The 22,875-nt window shown below is 69.1% G+C and carries 19 protein-coding genes; 12 read left to right on the top strand and 7 right to left on the bottom strand.

Translation table 11 applies throughout. The features are described 5' to 3' along the window. Window positions 1–1,479 carry a septum formation family protein gene (locus A7G45_RS07265; protein WP_260938040.1) on the bottom strand — a complete coding sequence of 493 codons (1,479 nt, stop codon included), beginning with the start codon at window positions 1,477–1,479 and terminating at the stop codon, window positions 1–3. Window positions 1,480–1,601: 122 nt separating this feature from the next. On the opposite strand from A7G45_RS07265, the gene serS reads away from it, so the two are divergent. Beyond that, window positions 1,602–2,858, top strand: a complete 1,257-nt coding sequence (serS, locus tag A7G45_RS07270) for a serine--tRNA ligase (protein WP_043402498.1) — start codon at window positions 1,602–1,604, stop codon at window positions 2,856–2,858. Between the two features lie 19 nt (window positions 2,859–2,877). Continuing rightward, a complete protein-coding gene (locus A7G45_RS07275; RefSeq protein ID WP_260935323.1) occupies window positions 2,878–6,192 on the top strand; it encodes an ATP-binding protein in 3,315 nt (1,104 codons plus the stop codon). On the opposite strand, the gene A7G45_RS07280 is transcribed toward A7G45_RS07275, so the two are convergent. Then, complete coding sequence (locus tag A7G45_RS07280; protein ID WP_043402504.1) at window positions 6,189–6,914, bottom strand: hemerythrin domain-containing protein; 726 nt, start codon at window positions 6,912–6,914, stop codon at window positions 6,189–6,191. The two genes, A7G45_RS07275 and A7G45_RS07280, sit on opposite strands and share 4 nt — an antisense overlap. A 107-nt stretch (window positions 6,915–7,021) precedes the next feature. On the opposite strand from A7G45_RS07280, the gene A7G45_RS07285 reads away from it, so the two are divergent. Both A7G45_RS07285 and A7G45_RS07290 read left to right on the top strand, forming a co-directional pair. Then, window positions 7,022–7,831: a DUF5718 family protein gene (locus A7G45_RS07285; RefSeq protein ID WP_043985807.1), complete on the top strand. Its 810-nt coding sequence runs from the start codon at window positions 7,022–7,024 to the stop codon at window positions 7,829–7,831. A gap of 66 nt (window positions 7,832–7,897) precedes the next feature. Next, complete coding sequence (locus A7G45_RS07290; protein ID WP_260935327.1) at window positions 7,898–8,149, top strand: hypothetical protein; 252 nt, start codon at window positions 7,898–7,900, stop codon at window positions 8,147–8,149. Between the two features lie 9 nt (window positions 8,150–8,158). Here the strand turns inward: A7G45_RS07290 and A7G45_RS07295 are convergent, their stop codons facing one another. From A7G45_RS07295 to A7G45_RS07305, 3 genes are read right to left on the bottom strand one after another with little or no spacing between them, the layout of a single operon-like run. Then, complete coding sequence (locus tag A7G45_RS07295; protein WP_051955334.1) at window positions 8,159–8,524, bottom strand: hypothetical protein; 366 nt, start codon at window positions 8,522–8,524, stop codon at window positions 8,159–8,161. Further along, entirely contained in the window at window positions 8,521–10,071 is a 1,551-nt protein-coding gene (locus tag A7G45_RS07300; RefSeq protein ID WP_260935330.1) for a Rieske 2Fe-2S domain-containing protein, read from the bottom strand. The genes A7G45_RS07295 and A7G45_RS07300 overlap by 4 nt, the downstream gene beginning before the upstream one ends. A 38-nt stretch (window positions 10,072–10,109) precedes the next feature. Then, window positions 10,110–10,787, bottom strand: coding sequence for an aminoglycoside 3'-phosphotransferase (locus tag A7G45_RS07305; RefSeq protein WP_260935332.1), 678 nt, complete (start codon window positions 10,785–10,787; stop codon window positions 10,110–10,112). A 61-nt stretch (window positions 10,788–10,848) separates the two neighbouring features. Here A7G45_RS07305 and A7G45_RS07310 point away from each other — a divergent pair, with 61 nt between their 5' ends. The 3 genes from A7G45_RS07310 to A7G45_RS07320 are packed head-to-tail and all read left to right on the top strand — an operon-like array spanning window position 10,849 to window position 13,176. After that, on the top strand, window positions 10,849–11,622 hold the full coding sequence (locus A7G45_RS07310) for a lysophospholipid acyltransferase family protein (RefSeq protein ID WP_043402933.1): 774 nt from the start codon (window positions 10,849–10,851) through the stop codon (window positions 11,620–11,622). 4 nt (window positions 11,623–11,626) lie between these two features. Next, window positions 11,627–12,364, top strand: coding sequence for a lysophospholipid acyltransferase family protein (locus tag A7G45_RS07315; protein ID WP_260935333.1), 738 nt, complete (start codon window positions 11,627–11,629; stop codon window positions 12,362–12,364). After that, window positions 12,364–13,176, top strand: a complete 813-nt coding sequence (locus tag A7G45_RS07320) for an HAD family hydrolase (RefSeq protein WP_260935335.1) — start codon at window positions 12,364–12,366, stop codon at window positions 13,174–13,176. The genes A7G45_RS07315 and A7G45_RS07320 overlap by 1 nt, the downstream gene beginning before the upstream one ends. A 2-nt stretch (window positions 13,177–13,178) precedes the next feature. On the opposite strand, the gene A7G45_RS07325 is transcribed toward A7G45_RS07320, so the two are convergent. After that, the gene (locus A7G45_RS07325; protein WP_260935337.1) at window positions 13,179–14,795 is read right to left on the bottom strand and encodes an N-acetylmuramoyl-L-alanine amidase; all 1,617 of its coding nucleotides are present in this window, start codon (window positions 14,793–14,795) and stop codon (window positions 13,179–13,181) included. A 154-nt stretch (window positions 14,796–14,949) separates the two neighbouring features. Next, on the bottom strand, window positions 14,950–15,948 hold the full coding sequence (locus A7G45_RS07330) for a hypothetical protein (protein WP_260935339.1): 999 nt from the start codon (window positions 15,946–15,948) through the stop codon (window positions 14,950–14,952). A gap of 203 nt (window positions 15,949–16,151) precedes the next feature. Here A7G45_RS07330 and glf point away from each other — a divergent pair, with 203 nt between their 5' ends. Genes glf through zomB form a run of 5 tightly spaced genes read left to right on the top strand, consistent with a single transcriptional unit; the run spans window position 16,152 to window position 22,838 of the window. Then, complete coding sequence (gene glf / locus A7G45_RS07335) at window positions 16,152–17,387, top strand: UDP-galactopyranose mutase (RefSeq protein ID WP_043985801.1); 1,236 nt, start codon at window positions 16,152–16,154, stop codon at window positions 17,385–17,387. Window positions 17,388–17,393: 6 nt separating this feature from the next. Further along, window positions 17,394–19,343 carry a glycosyltransferase gene (locus A7G45_RS07340; protein WP_043402532.1) on the top strand — a complete coding sequence of 650 codons (1,950 nt, stop codon included), beginning with the start codon at window positions 17,394–17,396 and terminating at the stop codon, window positions 19,341–19,343. Beyond that, entirely contained in the window at window positions 19,340–19,909 is a 570-nt protein-coding gene (locus tag A7G45_RS07345; RefSeq protein ID WP_043985800.1) for a phosphatase PAP2 family protein, read from the top strand. Before A7G45_RS07340 ends, A7G45_RS07345 begins: the two co-directional genes overlap by 4 nt. Next, window positions 19,906–20,820: a decaprenyl-phosphate phosphoribosyltransferase gene (locus tag A7G45_RS07350; RefSeq protein ID WP_043985798.1), complete on the top strand. Its 915-nt coding sequence runs from the start codon at window positions 19,906–19,908 to the stop codon at window positions 20,818–20,820. Before A7G45_RS07345 ends, A7G45_RS07350 begins: the two co-directional genes overlap by 4 nt. Next, window positions 20,817–22,838 carry a terminal beta-(1->2)-arabinofuranosyltransferase gene (zomB, locus tag A7G45_RS07355; protein ID WP_110797015.1) on the top strand — a complete coding sequence of 674 codons (2,022 nt, stop codon included), beginning with the start codon at window positions 20,817–20,819 and terminating at the stop codon, window positions 22,836–22,838. The genes A7G45_RS07350 and zomB overlap by 4 nt, the downstream gene beginning before the upstream one ends. The last annotated feature ends 37 nt before the right edge of the window (window positions 22,839–22,875 follow it).

Below are 22,875 nucleotides of genomic sequence, written 5' to 3' on the forward strand. Positions count from 1 at the left end.
CTACGGCGCGGCGGGTGCCGGCGCGGCCGGTCCAGGCGGCGCACCCGCGCCCACCGGTCCGGCCGGTGCCGCCGGCGCGGCGGGCTCGTCCTCGATCGGACCCTCCAGGGGAGCGCCGCTGCCGGGCACCGGCGGAGCGGGCGGCGGACCGTTGAGGAAGGTGTTGCCCTGCTGCTGTTGAGGCGTGCCAGGGGTGGTGTTGCCGTGCTGGTTCGAGGTGTCGGGCTGGCCCGGCATGTGCTGGTTGCCCTGCGGCGTCTGCGAGGTCTGCTGGCCGCGCTGGTTCTGCCCGGACTGATCGGACTGACCGGACTGCGAACCCTGCGACGACGACGATGACGACGATGACGACGAGCCCTGCGACGACGTGTCCACCGGCGGCTCGATGACCGGGATCGGCGGGAGGTTCAGCCGTTCCTCCGGGATGGCCGGCGGCGCGACGGGCGACTGCCCGTTGACCATCAGCGGTCCCTTGGCACTGTTGATCAGCGTCGACCAGCCGCCGTTGCCGAGCGACGTGCCGATACTGCACGACACCTGCCGGCTGCCGGCCGTCCAGCTGGGCAGCGCGATCGAGCTGTAGATCAGGGTCAGGGTGGTGCCCCGCAGCTGGACCGGAGCCAGGTAGGCATCGGTGGCCTTGGTGCACGCGTCCTTGATGTACCCCAGCTGGTCGGGCTCGGCGGGCAGAGCGTCGTGGTACTTGTCGGCCAGGTTGACCGCGCCGGTGACCTCCATGGCGTGCGGCGCCGAGCAGTCGACCGGGATGTCGATGGGCTGGTTGGTCGCCGGGTCGATGCCGAGGCAGGTGCCGGCCGGCCACACCTTCGACTGGTCGACGTCCGCGACCTTGCCCTTGTAGGCCAGTTGCTGGCTGTTCGGGCCGAGCAGCTGCAGACCGCACAGCATGCGGCGCTGCCCCTTGGTCTTCCAGGCCTTGTCGCCCGACCAGACCAGGCTCACCGCGAACTTGCCGTTCGGGTCGAAGCGCGGGCCGAGGTAGTCGCGCGCCGCGTTCTGGCACTGCTCCTGGCTGATCTGCTTGATCCGGGAGTCCGACGGCGGCGCCGCGTTGGGGCCGTATTCACTGCCCGGGAACGTCCGCATGTCCAGGGACTCGGCGACCTCGAAGCGGTGTTCGTTCTTGCAGTCGACGATCTCGACGGCGTCCGGCGAGCGCTCCGGCCAGTTCAGGCAGTCGCCGGGCTTGGCGTGGTCGAGGGTGTCGCTGACGCGGCCGGCGTTGACGCGTCCGGTGCTGAAGCCGAGCCCCGTCGGGCCGAGGGAGCCTTCGGGCAGGACGGTGAGGACGCCGGCGATGAGCAGTCCGCCGAGCGCGGTGAGGACGAGCGCACGTTGAGTCCCGGTGACATGCATGCCGTGCATGCGTTGTCGCCAGGTGGTCGTCGTCTTCGGCGCGTCTGGGGGTGTGTCCAGTCCCAGTTCGACCGCCGCGGGTGCGTCCAACATCGGTTCTATTGTGACAGCCGCTGCTGGACCTGTGACAAGAGTTGCAGTTGTACTGTTATGTGGTTGTGGCCGGGCCCAGCTAATGGCCCTCGACATTCCACGGTCGCGGTGAGAAAAGTAGTCTGACGCCCGTGATCGACCTCAAGCTGTTGCGCGAAGATCCAGACCGGGTGCGGGCATCGCAGCGGTCCCGTGGCGAAGACCCTGGCCTGGTGGATGCGCTGCTGGATGCTGACGCGGCCCGGCGCGCCGCCATCGCCGAGGCCGACACGGCGCGGGCCAACCAGAAAGCGGCGAGCAAGCTCGTCGGTGCGGCCTCTGCCGAAGAGCGGCCCGCCCTGTTGGAGAAGGCCAAGGAACTCTCCGCGGCGATCAAGGCCATCGAGGCCCGGCAGGCCGAGATGGAGGCGGCGTTCACCGCCGCGCACATGGCGATCGGCAACGTCATCATCGACGGCGTGCCCGCCGGCGGCGAGAGCGACTTCGAGGTGCTGGACATCGTCGGCACCCCGACGGCCATCGAGAACCCCAAGGACCACCTGGAACTGGGCGAGGCCATCGGCCTGCTCGACATGGAGCGCGGCGCCAAGGTGTCCGGCTCGCGGTTCTACTTCCTGACGGGCCAGGGCGCCCTGCTACAGCTCGGGCTGCTGCAGCTCGCCGTCCGGCTGGCCACCGAGAACGGGTTCACGCTGATGATCCCGCCGGTGCTGGTGCGCCCAGAAATCATGCGCGGCACCGGATTCCTGGGCGCGCACGCCGATGAGATCTACCGCCTCGAAGCCGACGACATGTACCTCGTCGGGACCTCGGAGGTGCCGTTGGCCGGTTACCACTCCGACGAGATCCTCGACCTGTCCGAGGGGCCGCTGCGGTACGCCGGCTGGTCGTCGTGCTTCCGCCGGGAAGCCGGCAGCTACGGCAAGGACACCCGCGGCATCATCCGCGTGCACCAGTTCGACAAGGTCGAGGCCTTCATCTACTGCAAGCCCGAAGACGCCGAGGCCGAGCACCAGAAGCTGCTCGCCTGGCAGCGTCAGATGCTGGCCATGATCGAGGTGCCCTACCGCGTGATCGACGTCGCGGCAGGCGATCTCGGCTCGTCGGCAGCGCGTAAGTACGACTGCGAGGCGTGGGTGCCGACGCAGCAGGCCTACCGCGAGCTGACGTCGACCTCGAACTGCACCACGTTCCAGGCCCGGCGGCTCTCGACCCGCTACCGCGACGAGAACGGCAAGCCGCAGACGGCGGCCACCCTCAACGGCACCCTCGCCACCACCCGCTGGCTGGTGGCGATCCTGGAGAACCACCAGCAGCCCGACGGCAGCGTCCGGGTACCCGAAGCCCTGGTGCCGTACGTCGGCACTTCGGTGTTACAGCCGAAGTAGAAACCACGTCGGCGGGGGCATGACGGTGGAATACCCGGTGCGGGTGGCGGTGCTCGGTCCGGTGCAGGCGTGGGTCGGTGACGATCCGGTGGACCTGGGTGCGCGGATGCAGCGGGCGCTGCTGGCCCGGTTGGTCGCCGCGCGCGGCCACACGGTGTCCGTCGACCGGCTCATCCACGACCTCTGGGAAGGCGAACCGCCACCGAAGGCACTGTCGGCGTTGCAGGTCTACGTCTCGCATCTGCGCCGCGTGCTCGAACCCGGCCGGCAGCGCCGGGCGCCGGCCCGCATCCTGGTCAGCGCCGCGCCCGGGTACTGCCTGCGGTTGCCGGACAACGCCGTCGACTCCTGGCGTTTCGAAGCGAAAGTCACTGCCGCACAAGAGGAATCGGATTCAAGAAACCGTGTGCAACTGCTCGACGAGGCACTCGCGGGCTGGGCGGGCGAGCCGTTCGCGGGGGCCGGTGACGCCCTGTGGGCGGCGCCGGAGGTCTCGCGGCTGACCGAACTCCGGCTGGCGGCGGTGGAAAGCCAGGCCGCCGCACTCGTCGACCTCGCCCGGTACAGCAGCGCCATCGCGGCGCTGGAAGGGCACGTCGCCGAGCATCCGGGGCGCGAAGGGGCCGCCGCAGTCCTGGCGACCGGGCTGTACCGGACCGGGCGGCAGGCGAATGCGCTCGAAGTGCTGCGGCGCACCCGCGAGCACCTCATCGACGAGCTCGGTCTCGAACCGGGCCGGGCCCTGCGCGATCTCGAGCGCGACATCCTGCGCCAGGCCGATCATCTGGAACCGTCGCGGCCCGCGCCGGTGCGGTCGACGACGCCGGCGGCCCCGGAGACCGCGCCGCGTGCACCCGTGGGTCACGTCGCGTACGGCCGGGCCGAAGAGCTCGCGGCGATCGCCGCCACCGCCCGTGGCGTCGCCGCGGGTGCCAGTGCGGTGCTGTGGATCGGCGGCGAAGCGGGCTCCGGGAAGACCACGCTGGCAGCGGCCGCCGCGGCCCGGTTGCGGGCGGCCGGCTGGCGGACGGTGCACGGCCGGTGCCAGGAGGTCCATGGCGCGCCCGCAGGCTGGGCGTGGACCGAGGTGCTCCGCGAGCTGGTTGATTCGACCGACCACGACCGGCAGGCGCTGGCTCCGCTGCTGCACGACGGGGCCGCCGCCGAGCAGGGCACGTTCTGGCTGGGACAGGCGGTGGCCGACGCGCTCGGCACCGTCGCCGACGACCAGCCCCTGGCCGTCGTACTCGATGACCTGCACCGCACCGACGGCCTGACGCTGGAGCTGCTGCGGCTGGTGGCCGACCGTATTCAGGACCGCCGCGTGCTGGTCATGGCGACGTACCGCCCGTCGGAGGATCGCGGCGAGCTGGAGGTGGCCCGGGCGGCTCTGACGGTGCATACGTCCGCGCATCTGATCCTCGGCGGTTTGGACGCCGCGGCCACCGCTGCCGTCGCCGCCGATTGCGGACTGACGACCAGCGGCGAGGCCCTGCGCCTGCTGCGGGAACGCACCGGTGGCAATCCATTGTTCGTGCGCGAACTGGCCCGGCTGATGGCCGCCGAGGGGCCGGACGCGGTGTGGGCGTCGGTGCCGGTGGGGGTGCGCGACGTGCTGCGGCGCCGGCTGGCCCGGTTGCCCGGCCCGACGGTCACCGCCCTGCGGCAGGCCGCCGTGCTGGGCCGCGACATCGACGTCGAGCTGCTGGCCGAGCTGGGTCGCAGCGACCCCGACGATCTGCTCGACGCGCTGGAACCGGCCGTCCTGCTGGGCCTGCTCGACGAGCCGTCGCCGGGCCGGCTGCAATTCGCGCACGGGCTGGTCCGCGACACCCTCTACGAGGACACCTCGAAGCTGCGCCGGTCCCGGTTGCACGGCGCCGCGCTGGAGCTGCTGCGCGCACCCGGCCGCTCGGTCGACCAAGCTGCCCTGGCTCACCACGCCGTCGCCTCGGCGACTGCCGAAACCGCCTCGGCGGCAGCAGATTTTGCCACCGCCGCGGCGCGGGACGCCGGTTCGGTCGGGGCCCACGCGGAAGCCGCCCGGCAGTGGCGCGCCGCGGTCCAGATGCGCGAACTCGCGGCCAGCCGACAGCTGGCGCCGAGCGTGGCAATGCTGGATCAGGACATCGAGGTCCGCTGCGGACTGATCGCCGCGCTGGCGCAGTCCGGCGACGCCGTCACCGCGCGCAGCGAGATGAAGTGCGCGCTGCAGCTGGTCTCCGGCCGGTCGCGCGACGACCTGGTGGTGCGCATCCTGACCGCGTGGGACACCCCGCTCGTGTGGCGCGACCGCGAGTACGACGAATCCGACGGTCAGATGATCGGACTGTTGCGCCACGTGCTGGCCGGCGACGTTGCCGCCGCGGACCGCATCCGGCTGCTCAAAGCGCTCTACGTCGAGTTGGAGGGCAGCGACCCGGACGGTGCGCTGGCGGCCAGCACCGAGATGCTTGCGCTGGCGCGGCAGGTGTACGCCGACGATCCCGGGGCGGGCCGCCTGCTGTGCACGGCGCTCAACGTCCACGCGTTCTGTGCCCTCGGACCCGACCTCGACACCGAGCGCGACGTGCTCGCCGCCGAACTGCTGCAGACCGCCGAAGCCGCCGAGCAGGCCGACTACCAGGCGGTGGCGCACTGGCTGCTGTCGCTGGCGGCCGGCAACCGCTGCGATCTGGCGACGGCCAAGCGCCACGTCGACCTCGCGGTGGCGCGCGCGAGCACCGGTCAGCTGGTCCACCTGCTGGGCGTGCTGGGCCTGTTCCGCGCCCGGATGTACCTGCTGGCCGGCCGCCTGGACGAGGCGGTGAGCGCCTACACCGACCTGGCCGCACGCATGGCCGAGAACGGCGCCGCCAACGGCGCCAAGCTGGCCATGGTGGGCCGGACGACGGGCGAATTCTGCCTCGGCGACCTCGGCACACTGGCCGACGAATTGCTGTTCTTCTACCGGGAGATTTCCGTCGCCGCGCTGGACGCGGCGGTGCTGGCGCTGGTCGCGCGGGGCCGCGAGGCCGAGGCCCGGGAGCTGTGGCCGGACCGAAAGCCCATCGAGCGGGCCTATTTCTGGGTGCCGTTCACCGTGCTGCGGGTCAATGCCGCGGTGGCGATGGGTGACATTGACGAGGTGCGGGCCCGCTCGGCCGAACTGGCGCGCTACTCCGGCAGCATCGCCGGGCTCGGGGTCGACGGGTTGATGGTCGGCCCCGTCGACGACGCGCTGGCCGCGGCCGCCGACGTGCTGGACCGGCCCGACGAGGCCCGCGACTTCCGCAAGGCCGCCGAAACGCTGCGGGACCGGCTGGCGGCCGAAGCCCGCAGCTTCATCGACTAGTCAGCCAGGGCCTCGAGTCGGCTCTCTGCGAGGTCGCCGAAGACCGCGCGCATCACGCGCCGGTGCCGCAGCGCCAGCACCGCCAGGAATGCCCGCAGCCCGATGCCCAGTTGTCCTGCCATCGAGGCCCGTTCGTCGTCGGTCATCACCGCGAGCGAACGCGGACCGTCGAACGACATCCGGCTGCCGGCGCGCGCGGCCGCCTCCACCGCTTCCCAGTCCGCGACCGACACGTGCTCGGTGATCAGCGGGAACAGGTCCAGTTCCTCGTCGTTGATGTGCTCGGTCAGCAGCGCGGTGAGTTCCGCCAGCTCGAAGGCCATCAAGAACGCGACCTTGCGGTCACCGTTCGACAGCCGGAACGCGGCGGCGCGGGCACGCAGCTGGTCCAGGCGCGGGTCGAGCGCGGCGTGGTCGTCGGTGAGCTCGCTCAGGTCCAGGTGATCGCCCACGCTGGCCTGGATCACCGGCCACAGCACGGTGTCCTCGGTGCTGTGATGGTGATGGATGGAGTCGCACAACATCTCGATGTACTGCGAGATGGCGCGGGCCCGGGCGGGCGTGCAGATCACGTCCCGGTCGCGCACCGCCTTGGCCAGCTCGGTGAGACGGACCAGGTCGACGAGCATGGCGCGGTGCGCCAGCGTGATGCCCAGCAGATCGGGCTTGGGTTCGTCGGGTTGGCGGGGTGCGACGGTGACGGTACGGACGGAGGTGGGCACAGCGGACTCCTTGTGATCAGGTTGGTGCACAGCCTGGTGCCCGTGACTTAAGCGCGACTTGGTTGTGGCTTGTCGGGGCTGGTCGCGGCCGAAGTAGGGTGGCTGCCATGATCGATCTCGACCTGGACGACATGCGTGGCTGGTTCGGCTTCGGGGTGGCGGGCAACTTCGCCGGGCACCTCGAACAGGCCGGGGAGGCAGTCGATTTCGTCAACGTCAGGTCGGAGGGCGGGGCGCCCAAGGGCATTTTCCCGTGGTACGCGCCGGGCAGTGACACGTTCCTCGGTGAGTTCCCGCTGTCGACGGACGCCGTCCAGCTGCCCGTCAGTGACACCCCGCTGAATCTGCAGATCGAACCCGAGGTCGGGCTGGCGTGTGAGGTGTCATGGTCGGGCGACCGGGTGGTCGGGCTGCGGCCGTTCGCGCTGGGCGCGTTCAACGACTGCTCGATCCGCCGGCCCAATGCCCCGAAGATCAGTCACAAGAAGAACTGGGGTCCGGCGTCCAAGGGCGTGGCCCCGCAGTTCTTCGAGATCAGCGACCTGAGCCCCGACGGCCCGACGTCGTCGCTGCGGCTGGCCAGCTTCCTGGACGACGGCACCGGCACTGAGCACGCGTACGGCCAGGACAGCCCGTTGCTGGGCTACTCCTACTACGGCACGCAGCTGCTGGACTGGATCGTCGACCGGCTGGCCAACCAGAAGGGTTCCGACGACACGCCTCTGGAGGATGTGGGCGCCCTGATGGTGGCCAGCGGGCACCCGACGCGCCTGCTCGTCGGCATCGGCGCGACGCGCTACACCGAGCTGGGGGAGTCCACCTACCTCAAGCCGGGCGACCAGGCCATCGTGCGCGTGTACGACACCGCCTCCGACGACGCCTCGGTGCTGCGGCAGACGGTGCGGGCCGCGCAGTAGCTCGGTTTACCGTCCCGAATTGGGCGTAGCATTGGTGCACGTCGGGGCCATCGGCCGGAGGTATCCATGATGCTCAACTCGACCCGCTCGTTCGTCATCACGTCGGCGGCAATTCTGGCGTTCAGCGGCAGCAGTGCTGTCGCCGCAGCCGATCCCCCCGCTCCAGGTACCCCGTGCGGCGGGGACAAGGTGATCACGTCCATCAACACCTGCGAGCCGCTCAACTCGTCCTGCACCGGCTACGACGGGATGCTCATCGGCCGCGTCGCCGCCGACGGGCGGTGCGTGATTCCCGGGCTCGCCGGCACCAGCTGGTAACGGCGACTGTCAGCGGCCTGCTTGTTCCTTCAGCAACACGTCGAGCGTCGCCAGAAACTCCCTGGGTCGCAACGGGGTACAGGCCGGCGCCGGAGTGGTGCCGACGACGTCGAGGGTCACCAGCGTCGACTTGATGGGCCGCCAGATGTCCAGCGGCAGCCAGCGCCGCGGATCGGTGCCGCCCCAGATCAGGAACCGATCCATGATGAATCCGAGTGATTCGGACTTGTATCCGCGGATCGCGCTCAGTGGGATGATCTTCGACGTGCCCGATGGGAAGTGGTAGCGGCGCAACGTGATCGCCTGCCGGTCCAGGAAAATCTGGCCGTCGTCGTAGTGCGCGTCCGAGCGAGCGCCGGAGTGGGCGCTGGTCACCGTTTGGCGCTCCGCAATTCGTGACCCTTGGAGGTCAGGCAGCGGCCGTTGTCGAGGTTCCACTGCCAGCCATGCAGGTTGCAGGTCAGGGTGTTGCCCTCGACGATGCCGAACTTCGACAGGTCGGCCTTCAGGTGCGGACAGCGGCGCTGAATCTCGTAGCCGCCCAGGTCGATTGACGCCGATGTGTCGTGCGCCTCGGCGAACCAGCCGTCGGCGTAGGCGATGCGCTCGTCGGTCAGGCACTTGAAGAACGTGTAGAGGTATTCGTTGTAGCCGCCGACTCGCCACGCCTGGAAGCGGGTGGACAGGAAGATGGTGTTGACCCAGTCCGGTTCGTCATCGCGCAGCACGGTCCGCACCAGCTCGGGCGCGATGCCGAAGCCGTAGCGGAACTTCTCGTCCGGAATTGCTTCCCGCACAGCGCGTTTCGGAAAGTCCAGGACGACGGTCTCGGTACCGATTCGCAATTCCACGGGGTAGCCGATGCCGTCGCAGATCTGGTCGCTCTGCACCATGATCGGCTCGAACTTGGCCCGCAGCGGCTCCAGCAGCGAATCGCCGGAAGCCGGTGCCCACGCAGCCTTTTCGGCGGCCAGCACCGGTGCCATGCGCTGGGCGTAGGCCTCGATGTACTCGGCCTTGCCGGTGGTGAAGATCGCTTCGGCCTCGGCGTCGGGGATCGGGTGCGTCAGCGAGTCCAGCGTCGAACCGGTGAACGAGGCCACCGTGCCCGGGATCATCAGCAGCCCGCGGTCGTGGCCGTGCCGGCGCAGCTGGTCCAGGAACACCGCCTGGTCCGGGAAGATGTTGGCCGGATCGTCGTGATCGTCGTTGAGCCAACGCAATTCGGGATCCAGGAAGCACGGCGGACCGGCCGACGGCACCACCCAGGTGGCCCCGACCTGCGCGATGTACTGGCGGGAGCGGTCCATCTGCCGCTGCCGCTTCTGGGTGCCGAAGGCCTCCTTGGCCCGGGCCGGCATGTCGTAGACCATCGGGTACCAGATGGCGCCCGAGTACTGCAGCATGTGCACGTCGACGTCGCCGAACTCGGCGGCCACCATGTCCAGGTCGATCGGGCGGGCGTCGTTCATGTTGAACGCGACGGTCTCGCCGTCGGAGACCACCAGGCCCGAGTCGCCGATCGGGCCGTCCGCGGGGGCGCGCAGGGCGATGATCATCACGTCCAGGTCGCCCTTCGGGCCGCTGACGCGGTGCTTCACCGAATCGGTGGTCTCGTAGAACGTGTGGAAGCCGAGGGCCTCGAGCTCACGGCGCAGGTCCGGCACCGGGTAGTCCGGCAGCAGCACCGTCGCGTCCTTGTTGACGTGGGCGCGCAGGTGCTCCGGATCGAAGTGGTCCTTGTGCAGGTGGCTGACGTACAGGTAGTCGCAGTCGCCGAGCGCGTCCCAGTCCAGCCGGCTGTTGTCCGGGAACGGGAACCACGACGCGAAGTAGGCAGGGTTCACCCACGGGTCGCACAGAATGCTGCCCGCAGCGGTATCGATCCGAAATCCGGCGTGTCCAACGCTTGTGACCTGCACAAATGCCCCTTTTGGCGGTGGAGAGTTCGCCAGCGAGTCTAACTGGATTCCGGCGCGTCCCAGAGCGCGCGGTAGTAGTCGATGCGTGCGTCGTCCCGCGTCACCCCGTAGGCGTCCAGCAGGGCGGCCTCGTAGTTGCCGGGGTAGTTCCAGTCCAGGGACATGGTGGCGATGGCCAGGTCGGCCCACCGGTCGGCCACCCCGAGGTCCCCGATGTCGACGTGCCCGACGAAGGCGCCGTCGTCGCTGATCAGGGTGTTCGGTGAGCAGGCGTCACCGTGGCAGACCACGAGCCGGTCCGGATCGGGGACGTCCACGACCCAGGACGGACGTCCGAAGGGGCAGTCCTCGACCGGCAGCGCGTCGTGCATGGCGCGCAGGCCCGCGCCGATCGCGCGGGCCGCGGTCTCGGGATCGTCGGACCACCGCGGGTCGACGGCGGAGCGACCGGGCAGGCCCGCGGTGTGCAGCCAGCCCGCGCCCTCGCCGAGCACGATCGGCACTGCGATGTACTTCCCGGCCCAGCGCAGCCGGACCGCTTCGTCGGTCAGCAGCGGCGCGTGCTCGGCCGGGTAGGTCTTCACGTACTCGTCGCCGGCGCCGATGGCGAACGTCACGCCACCGAGTTCGTTCTCCCACACCGCGGTCACGGGACGGCCGACGGCTAGCGTGTCGACGACGTCGGGAATCGGTACGGGGCCGCTCGGGAAGGTCACCCCTACAGCCTGGCCTACCTTTGTAGGCGCGGTACCGACGGTCCGCACTAGGCTGATGCTCGTGGAACCGGTATATGGCACGGCAATCAAGCTGGCGCGCACGGTGTGGCGCGTGCAGGGCTTGAAGTTCACCGTCACGGGCACAGAGAACCTGCCGGTCAGTGGCGGTGCGGTGGTCGCCATCAACCACACCAGCTACTTCGACTTCACCTTCGCCGGGTTGCCCGCAGTCCTGCAGAAGCGGGGCCGCAAGGTGCGGTTCATGGCGAAGAAGGAAGTCTTCGACAACAAGTACGGCGGATGGCTGATGCGCAAGATGCGCCACATCCCCGTCGACCGCGGCAGTGGCGCCGACTCGTACTCCGAGGCGGTCAAGCAACTCAAACTCGGCGAGCTCGTGGGCGTTTATCCGGAAGCCACGATCAGCCGCAGCTTCGAGATCAAGGCATTCAAATCGGGCGCGGCGCGGATGGCCATCGAGGCCGACGTGCCGATCGTGCCGCACATCATCTGGGGTGCCCAGCGGATCTGGACCAAGGGCCATCCGCGCAACATGCGCCGCCCCAAGGTGCCCATCCACATCCATGTCGGTGAGCCCATCTATCCGACGCTGCCCGCGGCCGAGTTGACCGCGCTGCTGCACGCCCGCATGCAGCACCTGCTGTCGGAAGTTCAGGACGCGTACGGAGAGCACCCGGCCGGCGAATTCTGGGTGCCGCACCGGTTGGGTGGCGGGGCGCCGACGCTGGCCGAGGCCGACCAGATGGATCTCGACGAAGCCCGCGAGAAAGCGGCCCGCCGGGCGGCGCGGCAGGCGGAAGGGGCGCCGGAGTAGCGCCATGGAGCCAGTCTTCCGCGGCATCGAGATTGCCGCCAAGGCGGCGGTTGCCGCCACCGGGACTCGGATCACTTACCAAGGGCTGGAACACATTCCGGACACCGGTGGCGCGGTGATCGCGATCAACCACACCGGTTACGTCGACTTCCTGCCGGTAGGGCTGGCCGCCACGCATCGGAAGCGCCGGGTTCGCTTCATGCTCAAGGCCGAGGTGCAGCAGGTGCCGATGGGCAATTTCCTGGTCAAACGGGCAGGGCTCATCCCGGTCGACCGCAGTTCCGGCGGTGACGCGTATCCGGTCGCCGTGGAGCGGCTGCGCGCCGGGGAACTGGTCGGGGTGTATCCGGAAGCCACGATCAGCCGCAGTTTCGAGCTCAAGGAGTTCAAGACCGGGGTGGCGCGGATGGCGCTCGATGCGCAGGTGCCGATCATTCCCGTGATCGTCTGGGGCGTGCACCGGGTGTGGACCAAGGACCACCCGAAGCGGTTGGGACGCAAGAAGATTCCGGTCATCGTTCGGGTGGGTGCGCCGATCCTGGCGACCGGTCCGGTCGCCGAGGTGATGGCGATACTGCAGCAGACCATGACCGATCAGCTGCACACGGCGCAGGAGGAATACCCGCACCCCGAAGGTGCGTATTGGGTGCCGCGCCGACTGGGCGGCAGCGCCCCGACGCCTGAGGAGGCCGAATTGCTGGAGAAGGCCGAACGGGCCCGTCGGGAAGCCGAGGGCCGGTGATGCTGCCCGCTCTGATCGCCACCGACGTCGACGGCACCCTGCTCGACACCCATGAGCGGGTGACGCCGCGGACCCGCGCCGCCGTGCAGGCCGCGGTCGCGAACGGGGCCCGATTCGTGCTCGCCACCGGCCGGCCGCCGCGCTGGATTCCGCCGGTGGTGGAGGGCCTCGGGTTTGCCCCGATGGCGGTGTGCGCCAACGGTGCCGTGGTCTACGACGCCGCGACCGATCGCGTCGTCTCGGCGCACACCCTGTCGCCGGACGCGCTGGGCGAGCTGGCCGAAATCGCCGCCCGGGTGATCCCGGGCGTCGGGCTGGCGGTCGAGCGCGTGGGCCGTACCGCATTCGACGAGTCGATACCCCAGTTCGCGAGTTCGCCTGGCTACGAACACGCCTGGCACAACCCCGACAACACCGAGGTCTCGGTCGAGGACATGCTGAGCGTGCCCGCGGTGAAGCTGTTGATCCGCAAGGCCGGCGCGCACAGCGCCGATCTGGCGGCGGCGCTGGCGCCGCACGTCGGCCTCGCCGGCGACCTGACCTACTCGACCAACAACGGGCTCATCGAAGTGGTGCCGCTGGGTGTCAGCAAGGCCACCGGCGTCGCCGAGGTCATCCGCCCGCTGGGGATCACCGCCGAGGACGTCGTGACCTTCGGCGACATGCCCAATGACGTCCCGATGCTGACCTGGGCCGGGCTCGGGGTGGCGATGGGCAATGCGCATCCGGAAGCCAAGGCGGCCGCCGACGAGGTCACCACGACCAACAGCGACGACGGCGTCGCGCGGGTGCTCGAACGCTGGTGGCTGTAGCCCTAGCTCTGCATCTCGATCCGGCTGAACCGCTCGAGCTGCACCGGCTCCTGCTGCGGTAGCGACGGAAGTTCTTGTGGCACACCGTCGATGACGCGGGTGACGGTCCCGTGCTCGCGGTCGAAGTTGAGGGTGCCGTGCTGGAAGTTCTGCACGATCCACTGCGGTTCGGGAATCTCCCCGCTGGTCGGCAGTCCGAGGGCGCCGCGTTCGAAACCCAGTGCGCCCCAGGCGTCGTAGAGGGATCCGGTCAGCGGCTGGGCGCCGGTGGCGGGCGACCAGTACATGGCGCCGTGGTCGAAGGTCGCGTAGCGGGTGTGGCCGTCGGCCGCGGCCTCCGGTGAGGTGGCGACGCCGAGGGGGCTGGCCGCCCCGCCCATGGCCTGCCACTTGTCGAAGATGGCGCCGCCGCGCAGCATGTCCATGGCGCTCAGGGCACCCGGTGGGGCGGTGACAGATGCTGCGATGTCCCGCAATTCGCCCATGGCGGCGTAGGCGGCGTTGCCCGGGCAGTCGGTGTTGCCGACGTCGCGGTGGGTGAAGATGGTCGGCAGGGTCGGCGTCGCGCCTGCGGGGAAGTGGGTGAAGGTGCCGCCGCCCGAGGTCAGCACCACGCTGCCCAGGGGATTGACGTGGTCCAGACTCAGCCGCCAGCCGATCAGCCGGCCGGTCATCTTCAGCTGCAGCGGGGTCGGGGGCACGACGTCGAAGTCACCGAGCATGGCCACGCCCCAGGTGTCCACGTTGAATCCGCCGGTGTGCGACCCCTCGACGGGCCTCGTCATCCCGCCGAAGCGGCCTTCGAAAACCTGACCGTATTTGTCGACGAGCGCGTTGTAAGCGATGTCGCACCAACCCAATTCGCGGGTGTGGTACTCGTAGATCGAGCGGACGATACCCGCAGAATCCTCCGGTGCGTAGTCGTTGCTGCCGGCGGTGTGGTGCACGATCGCGGCACGCACGCCCGGGTCGTACACCGGCTGGCCGCAGCGGACGCCCTCGTTGGCGCCCCACTGAGCGCGGCTGATGATGTTCGGCGGCTGGTTCGGTGCCGACACCGCGGTCGGCTGGAACTGGACGTCGGCCGGCGCCTCCGGCGGGCTGATGAGCACCGCTTTCATGCTGGGGCCCAACGGCTTTTCGACATCGACGGGGCGGTACCCCAGTCCGGGACCCTGCGGTCGGTTGGCGTCCGGCGGTGTGGCGGCCGCTTCGGCGGGCCGGGTCACCGCGATCTGGACGGTTGTGGTGCGGCCGACGAACACGGGCTCGGTGCCGCGAGTGGTGGCGCGGGCCTCGCCGACGCCGTCAGGTGCCTCGACTTCGTACCAGGGCCCCCAGGACCCGTCGGCTTTCTGGGCGCGCACGCGGGCCGAGGTGCCGGTGAAGTCCGATGCGGTGAGCGCGACCAGGGAGAACGGGGTGTCCTGATGGATTTCCCGGACGGTCTGTCCGCCTCCGACACCGGCCAGTGGCTGCGTGCGCAGCTCCGGCGCCGACGGCTTGTCGTCCGTCAGGCCCGGGATGCCGGGGATACCGCTGACGGCCAACGGCACCATCACGACGGTCGCCGCCAGGGCGGACAACAGTATTGACGGTGCGGGTCGACGGCGCGGCACAGCGCGAATGTTACGTATGTGCCGGGTGTTACCAGTGTTTCGACACGGGTTACTGGGCTGTCAATTCTCTGCGATGCGCCGCAACGGCACCGCAGAGCCGTGGGGCTTCTGCGGTGCCGTCTTGGTTACAGGTCTTCAGTTGTGTGACGGGATGTCAGACCGCGGGGGCCGGCAATGCCGGTGCGGCCGCTGCGGCTGCCGCGGGGGCGGCCTGAGCGGACTTCACCGCGGAGGTGATGGCCGGCATGACCATGCCCTTGAGCAGGTCGATCGCCTGGGTCGCGCCCAGCTGGTTGGCCGCGCTGGTCAGATCGCTGATCAGCCCGCCGCCGCCGCTGCTCGGAGCTGCGCCGAGGCCGAGGCCGTCGCCGCCACCCAGTCCGACGGACGGGTCACCGAGGATCGGGTAGCTGCCGCCCAGTCCCTGGCCCGGACCGAGGCCCAGGCTGGCGTTGGGATCGGTCATCGGCATCCCTGCCGTGCCGAGCCCTGCCGGGTTCGCGCTGATCGACGGCGTCGTCAGGCCGGTGGCGTTGAGACCGGGAGCCGTCAGCCCGGGCGTGCTCACGCTCGGGAGGGTGGCGCCCTGGGTCGTCAGGCCGGCGCTGGGCAGGCCGCCCAGTCCCGGGGTCAGCGCTGACGGGCTGGTGGTGCCCAGGCCGGCAGGCGGGGTGAGGCCCGGTGCGGTCAGTCCGGTCGGCGGGGTCAGACCAGGTGCGGTCAGTCCGGTCGACGGGGTGGTGCCCAGGCCAGGGGTCAGGCCGGCCGGCGCCGTGAGCCCACCCGGCGCCGTGAGGCCGGCCGGCGGCGTCAGGCCCGGGGTGCTCAGGCCGGGGGTCAGGCCCGGAGAGCTCAGTCCCGGGGTCAGGCTGGTCTGCGGCGACAGTCCGGTCAGGGGGCTGGTGGAGGCGCCGGCGCCACCCATGAGGTTCGGCAGGTTGACGCCGAACTGGGACAGGCCCTGCGACAGCGCGGACATGACCTCGTTGGGGAGGTCGGTGACCAGCGCAGCCTGGACGAATTCGCGGTGCTGCGGAGTCGGGGTTGCCGGGGTCATCTGGGCGACCGCCACGAGTGCGATCGGACTTGCGACGGCCACGGCGGCGACTGCGCTCATGGCTGTCGAGAGCTTGCGTCGACGTCGGTTAGGCACGGAAGTCTCCTCGGGTCGTGTGGGGCACGGCTCGAGCTGGCTTGCCGAGTCGTCGGTACTGACGGATTCGATGTTAAAGCTGTGATTGGTGGGATTAGAGTGACGATGCGGAATCGTGAGCGAATTGCGACCGGCCCGCGCACTGGCTGGGCCGACAGGGTGTTTTCGGGCCGAACGGCCTCTGTCGGATACCCTGAACGCCGATGACCTCCGCTGATTCCCGGGGCGCTGTGACCCAGTCCTCCGGCCCATATGACCTCATCGTCGTCGGCTCCGGATTCTTCGGCCTGACGATTGCCGAGCGCGCGGCAACCCAACTCGACAAGCGGGTGCTGGTCGTCGAGCGCCGGCACCACCTCGGCGGCAACGCCTACTCAGAAGCCGAGCCGGAAACCGGCATCGAGGTGCACAAGTACGGTGCCCATCTGTTCCACAACTCCAATCAGCGGGTGTGGGACTACGTGCGGCAGTTCACCGACTTCACCGGCTACCAGCACCGCGTCTTTGCCATGTACGACGGCCAGGCCTACCAGTTCCCGATGGGGCTGGGTCTGGTGTCGCAGTTCTTCGGGCGCTACTTCAGCCCGGAGCAGGCCCGCGCCCTGATCGCCGAGCAGTCCGCCGAGATCAACACCGACGATGCGCAGAACCTTGAAGAGAAGGCCATCTCGCTCATCGGCCGGCCGCTCTACGAGGCCTTCGTCAAGGGCTACACGGCCAAGCAGTGGCAGACCGATCCGAAGGACCTGCCCGCGTCGATCATCAGCCGCCTGCCGGTGCGCTACAACTTCGACAACCGCTACTTCAACGACACCTACGAGGGTCTGCCGGTCGACGGCTACACCGCCTGGCTGCAGAACATGGCCGCCGACGAGCGCATCGACGTGGTGCTGAACACCGACTGGTTCGACGTGCGGGACTCGCTGCGCGCCGAGAGCCCCGACGCCCCGGTGCTGTACACGGGTCCGCTCGACCGTTACTTCGACTACTCCGAGGGCCGGCTGGGCTGGCGCACCTTGGACTTCGAGATGGAAGTCCTGCCCATCGGTGACTTCCAGGGCACCCCGGTGATGAACTACAACGACCCCGACGTGCCGTTCACCCGGATCCACGAGTTCCGGCACTTCCACCCCGAGCGGGAGTACCCGACCGACAAGACCGTCATCATGCGGGAGTTCTCGCGCTTTGCGGGCGACGACGACGAGCCGTACTACCCGATCAACACCGATTCGGATCGCGCGATCCTGGCCGCCTACCGCGCCAGGGCCAAGGCCGAGACCGATGAGAACCGCGTGCTGTTCGGTGGCCGCCTCGGCACCTACCAATACCTCGACATGCACATGGCCATCGCCAGTGCGCTGAACATGTACGACAACGTCCTGATGCCGCACCTGCGTGACGGCGCGGCCCTCGGCGACGCCGTTGCAGAAAGTAGCTGAAAAACCATGAGCGACATTCCGTCCGGCGCGCTGGCGTCGGGACAGTCCCGCGCCGTGAGCCTGCTGTCTCGGGTCATCCTGCCCCGGCCGGGTGAGCCCCTCGACGTCCGCAAGCTGTACATCGAGGAGTCGTCCACCAACGCCCGGCGCGCGCACGCCCCGACCCGCACCACGCTGGAAATCGGTGGGGAGTCCGAGGTTTCGTTCGCCACCTATTTCAACGCCTTCCCGGCCAGCTACTGGCGCCGCTGGTCGATCCTGACCTCGGTGGTGCTGCGCGTCGAGCTGACCGGCAGCGCCCGCGTCGACGTCTACCGGTCGAAGGCGACCGGCGCGCGAATCACCGTGGGCGGCAGTGAAATTGCCAGTGGCGAGGACGGCCTCCCGGCAGTGGTCGAGTTCGAGATCGGCTTGGAGCCGTTCGAGGACGGTGGCTGGATCTGGTTCGACATCACCACCGACAGTGCGGTGACGGTGCACAACGCCGGGTGGTACGCACCGGTGGAAGCACCCGGGCGGGCGAACATCACGATCGGCATCCCCACCTTCAACCGCCCGGCGGACGCCGTCAACGCACTCGCGGCGCTGACCTCGGATCCGTTGGTGGACCAGGTGATCGGTGCGGTCATCGTGTCCGATCAGGGCGCCAACAAGGTCAAGGACCACCCCGACTTCGCGACCGCGGCAGCCCCGCTGGCCGACCGGTTGTCCATCCACAACCAGCCGAACCTCGGTGGCTCCGGCGGCTACAGCCGGGTGATGTACGAGGCGCTGAAACACACTGACTGCGAACAGATTCTGTTCATGGACGACGACATCCGCGTCGAGCCCGACTCCATCCTGCGGGCGCTGGCGTTCAACCGGTTCGCCAAGACGCCGACCCTGGTCGGCGGCCAGATGCTCAACCTGCAGGAGCCCTCGCACCTGCACGTCATGGGTGAGATGGTCGACGCGGCGAACTTCATGTGGACGCACGCCATCAATGCCGAGTACGACCACAACTTCGCGAAGTACCCTCTCGCCGACGAGGAGGAGTACCGCAGCAAGATCCTGCACCGCCGCATCGACGTCGACTACAACGGCTGGTGGATGTGCATGATCCCGCGCGCGGTGGCCGAGGAACTCGGCCAGCCGTTGCCGCTCTTCATCAAGTGGGACGACGCGGATTACGGGCTGCGCGCGGGTGAGCACGGCTACCCGACGGTGACCCTCCCCGGCGCGGCGATCTGGCACATGGCGTGGAGCGACAAGGACGACGCCATCGACTGGCAGGCGTACTTCCACCTGCGCAACCGCCTCGTGGTCGCGGCGCTGCACTGGGACGGCAACATCCGTGGCCTGGTTGCGAGCCACTTCAAGGCGACTGTCAAACACCTTCTGTGCCTTGAGTATTCGACGGTGGCGATCCAGAACCGGGCCATGGACGACTTCCTCGCCGGGCCGGACAACCTGTTCACCATCCTCGAGTCCGCGCTGCCCGAGGTGCGCGCCATGCGTGCCGAGTACCCGGACGCGGTGGTGCTGGAAAGCGCGACCACGCTGCCCGCGCCGTCGGACAAGAAGTGGCGCCGGAAGGTCAAGATTCCCACCAGCTTGCCCGCCATCGCGGTCCGGCTGACCCGCGGTGTCGTGAACCAGCTCAAGCCGCACGATCCGGAACACCATGTGCGGCCGCAGATCAACGTTGCGACGCAGGATGCGCGCTGGTTCTCGCTGTGCATGGTCGACGGTGTCACCGTCACCACCGCCGACGGCCGCGGCGTGGTCTACCGGCAGCGCGACCGCGAGAAGATGTTCGAGTTGCTGCGTGAGTCGCTCAAGCGCCAGGTGCTGTTGGCCCGCAAGTTCAACCGCATGCGTCGGGTGTACCGCAACGCACTGCCGGAGCTGACGAGCAAGGAGCGGTGGGAGTCCGTGCTGCTGGCCTCGCAAACCGAATCGGCCGGTGTCAGATGAGCCTCGAAGGTATCGAGGGCGATGACGCCCCTGGTGCTCCGCACGGTGAGGACGCGATCCTGGTCGGCGTGCAGTCAGCGCTGACCGGGCGTCCCGGGGTGCTCGCCGGCGCCCGCGTGCTGTCGTACTTCGGTGAGCACAGCCTCGGCTGGTTCGCCGTCTGCGGCCTGGGCGCGGTGCTGCAGCCGCAGCGTCGCCGGGCCTGGGTGACGGCCGGTGTCGGCACCTTCCTGGCCCATGCGGCCGCCGTGCTGATCAAACGCGTGGTCAAGCGGGAGCGCCCGCAGCACCCGGCCATCGCCGTCAACGTCGGCACCCCGAGCCGGCTGAGCTTCCCGTCGGCGCATGCGACGTCGACCGCTGCGGCCGCGATCCTCATCGGCCGGGCCACGGGCCTGCCGCTGCCGTGGTTCCTGGTGCCACCGATGGCGTTGTCGCGGCTGGTGCTCGGCGTGCACTATCCCACTGACGTGCTGACCGGTGTCGTGGTGGGAACCGCGGTCGCCGAATCAGTTGGCGCGATTTCCGAGCGAACTGCAAAGCGCGAACCAAAGGCTGGGGCATGACCGAAGTGACGCAGGAGCTGGGGCCGCCGAAGAACCTGGCCGCCGGCCTCGTCAAGGCGCTGCGGCCGCGCCAGTGGGTGAAGAACGTCCTGGTGTTGGTCGCACCTCTGGCGGCCCTTGGCGGCGGGGCGCACTACAGCTACGCCGATGTGCTCAAGCACGTCGGCGTCGCGTTCGTGGTGTTCTGCATGGCCGCGTCGTGCATCTACCTGATCAACGATGCCCGCGATGTGGAAGCAGACCGCCTGCACCCGACCAAGCAGTACCGGCCGATCGCGGCCGGTGTGGTTCCGGTGACCATGGCCTATGGACTGGCCGCGGCACTGGGTGTGGGCTCGCTGGCCATCTCGTGGTGGCTCACGCCCAGCCTGGCGATCGTCATGGCGGTCTATATCGCGTCCCAGCTGGCCTACTGCTTCGGCCTGAAACATCAAGCGGTGCTGGACATCTGCATCAACGCCTCCGGGTTCCCGCTCCGTGGTATCGCCGGTGGTGTCGCCGCCGGGATCCCGCTGTCCAAGTGGTTCCTGCTGGTGTTCGCGTTCGGCTCGCTGTTCATGTCGGCCGGAAAGCGTTACGCCGAACTGCAACTCGCCGAACGCACCGGGGCCAAGATCCGCAAGGCGCTGGAGTCGTACACCAGCAGCTACCTGCGGTTCGTCTGGACGTTGTCCGCGACCGCCGTGGTGCTCTGCTACGGCCTGTGGGCCTTCGAGGGCAACAAGGGCCCGTGGTTCGCGGTGTCGATGGTGCCGTTCACCATCGCGATCCTGCGCTACGCCGTCGACGTCGACAGCGGCGCGGCGGGTGAACCCGAGGAGATCGTGCTGAACGACCGGGTGTTGCAGCTGCTGGGCGTGGCCCTGGTCGCAACACTCGTCGCCGCGATTCTGCCCGGACTGATCCGGTGAGTGACTCGCCCGCCCAGCAATTGCTGCGCGGGCCGGTCTTTCCGTATGGCCGGGCCGCGCGGATCAGCCTGTGGCTGAGCGTCGCGGTGTCTGCCGCCCTGTTCGGTTGGGGCGCCTGGCAGCGCCGGTGGATCGCGGACGACGGCCTGATCGTGCTGCGCACGGTGCGAAACCTGTTGGTCGGCAACGGCCCCGTCTTCAACGCCGGTGAGCGCGTCGAGTCCAACACCTCGACGCTGTGGACCTATCTGGTCACCCTCGGCGCCTGGATCGGCGGCTCGGTGCAGCTCGAGTACGTGGCCCTGGCGCTGGCCCTGACGTTGAGTGTGGCCGGCCTGGTCTTCGCGATGCTCGGCACCGGCCGGCTGTACGCCCCCGGGCTGCGGGGCCGTCGTGCACTGCTGGTCCCGGCCGGCGCCCTGGTCTACATGGCGGTGCCGCCGGCGCGTGACTTCGCCACGTCGGGCCTGGAGAACGGCCTGATCATGGCCTACCTCGGACTGCTCTGGTGGATGCTGGTGTGCTGGGGTCAGGGCCCGATTGCTCCTCGCGTCCGCGGTGCGGTGCGCGCGCCCGGCGCCGACGACCGCGAAGCCGACGCCAACGTCACCAGCGCCCGGTTCGACGGTGCGCTGGCCTGCCTGGCCGGGCTGTCGGTCCTGGTACGCCCCGAGTTGGCGCTGATCGGCGGGGTGGCGCTGGTCATGCAGCTGGTCGCCGCCCGCGGCCGCCGTCGGCGGCTCATCATCGTGGTGGCCGGTGGTCTGCTGCCGATCGGCTACGAGATCTTCCGCATGGGCTATTACGGCCTGCTGGTGCCGATCACCGCCCTGGCCAAGGACGCCACCGGATCCAAGTGGCAGCAGGGATTCGTCTACCTCAGCAACTTCAACGGGCCGTACTTGTTGTGGGTCCCGGCGGTGCTGACCGCGGCGCTCGCGATTGTGTTGTTCGTCACTCACAGCCGGCCGTGGTGGGGCCAGGCGGCACCGCGCGGCTACAGCACCTTGGCCCGTCGGGTCCAAAGTCCCACCGCGGTAGTGATTTTCATGGTGGGCAGTGGTCTGGTGCAGGGGCTGTACTGGATCCGCCAGGGCGGCGACTTCATGCATGGCCGCGTGCTCTTGGTACCGCTGTTCTGCCTGGTCACGCCTGTTGCGGTGATTCCGATCGTGCTTCCTGACGGCAAGAACATCGCCCGCGAGGTCGGCTACGCGCTGGCCGGTACGACGACGGCCCTGTGGCTGGCGGTCGTCGGCTGGTCGCTGTGGGCGGCCAACTCGCCGGGCCTCGGATCCGACGCCACGCGGGTGACCTACTCCGGCATCGTCGACGAGCGGCGCTTCTACTCGCAGGCCACCGGCCACGCGCACCCGCTGACGGCCGCGGACTATCTGGACTACCCGCGGATGCGGGCGGTGCTCGCGGCCATCGACAACACCCCGGTCGGTGCGCTGCTGCTGCCGTCGGGCAATTACGACCAGTGGGACGTGGTGCCGGCGATGCCGCCCCCGGTGCCGGACCCGACGTTTCCGGCGCCGCCCAACTGGTTCGAAAAAGGGCCGCACACAGTCTTTTTCACCAACCTGGGCATGATGGGTATGAACCTGCCGCTCGAGGTCCGGGTGATCGACCAGATCGGGCTGGCCAATCCGCTGGCCGCCCACACGGCGCGGCTGGACGATGCGCGCATCGGTCACGACAAGGAGCTGTTCCCGGACTGGGCGGTGGCCGAGGGCCCGTTCCTGCGGAAGCCACCGTGGATTCCGACGTATCTGGACCAGGACTGGGTGGCGCAGGCGGCGGTCGCCCTGACGTGCCCGGAGACCGAGACGATGCTGAGTTCGGTACGGGCTCCGATGGGCGTCCACCGGTTCATGTCAAATCTGGTACACGCGTTCACTTTTACGCGTTACCGGATTGATCGCGTGCCGTTATACGAGCTGTATCGCTGCAAGCTCGATGTGCCTCCGAGGCTGTCGACCCCTTACACTGGCTTACCGGCTACCGGGCCGTAGTTTCGGCGCATGAGCGCTGTCACGGCCTGAAGCGTAG

The organism is Mycolicibacterium llatzerense (genome assembly GCF_025331195.1).
Classification (GTDB): domain Bacteria; phylum Actinomycetota; class Actinomycetes; order Mycobacteriales; family Mycobacteriaceae; genus Mycobacterium; species Mycobacterium llatzerense.

What these genes read in the sequence shown, in the direction of transcription:
- A7G45_RS07285 (WP_043985807.1), top strand. Translation starts at nt 7,022, where the DNA reads ATGATCGATCTCGACCTGGACGACATGCGTGGCTGGTTCGGCTTCGGG.
- A7G45_RS07350 (WP_043985798.1), top strand. Translation starts at nt 19,906, where the DNA reads ATGACCGAAGTGACGCAGGAGCTGGGGCCGCCGAAGAACCTGGCCGCC.
- A7G45_RS07315 (WP_260935333.1), top strand. Translation starts at nt 11,627, where the DNA reads ATGGAGCCAGTCTTCCGCGGCATCGAGATTGCCGCCAAGGCGGCGGTT.
- A7G45_RS07275 (WP_260935323.1), top strand. Translation starts at nt 2,878, where the DNA reads ATGACGGTGGAATACCCGGTGCGGGTGGCGGTGCTCGGTCCGGTGCAG.
- A7G45_RS07320 (WP_260935335.1), top strand. Translation starts at nt 12,364, where the DNA reads ATGCTGCCCGCTCTGATCGCCACCGACGTCGACGGCACCCTGCTCGAC.
- A7G45_RS07290 (WP_260935327.1), top strand. Translation starts at nt 7,898, where the DNA reads ATGATGCTCAACTCGACCCGCTCGTTCGTCATCACGTCGGCGGCAATT.
- A7G45_RS07340 (WP_043402532.1), top strand. Translation starts at nt 17,394, where the DNA reads ATGAGCGACATTCCGTCCGGCGCGCTGGCGTCGGGACAGTCCCGCGCC.
- glf (WP_043985801.1), top strand. Translation starts at nt 16,152, where the DNA reads ATGACCTCCGCTGATTCCCGGGGCGCTGTGACCCAGTCCTCCGGCCCA.
- A7G45_RS07345 (WP_043985800.1), top strand. Translation starts at nt 19,340, where the DNA reads ATGAGCCTCGAAGGTATCGAGGGCGATGACGCCCCTGGTGCTCCGCAC.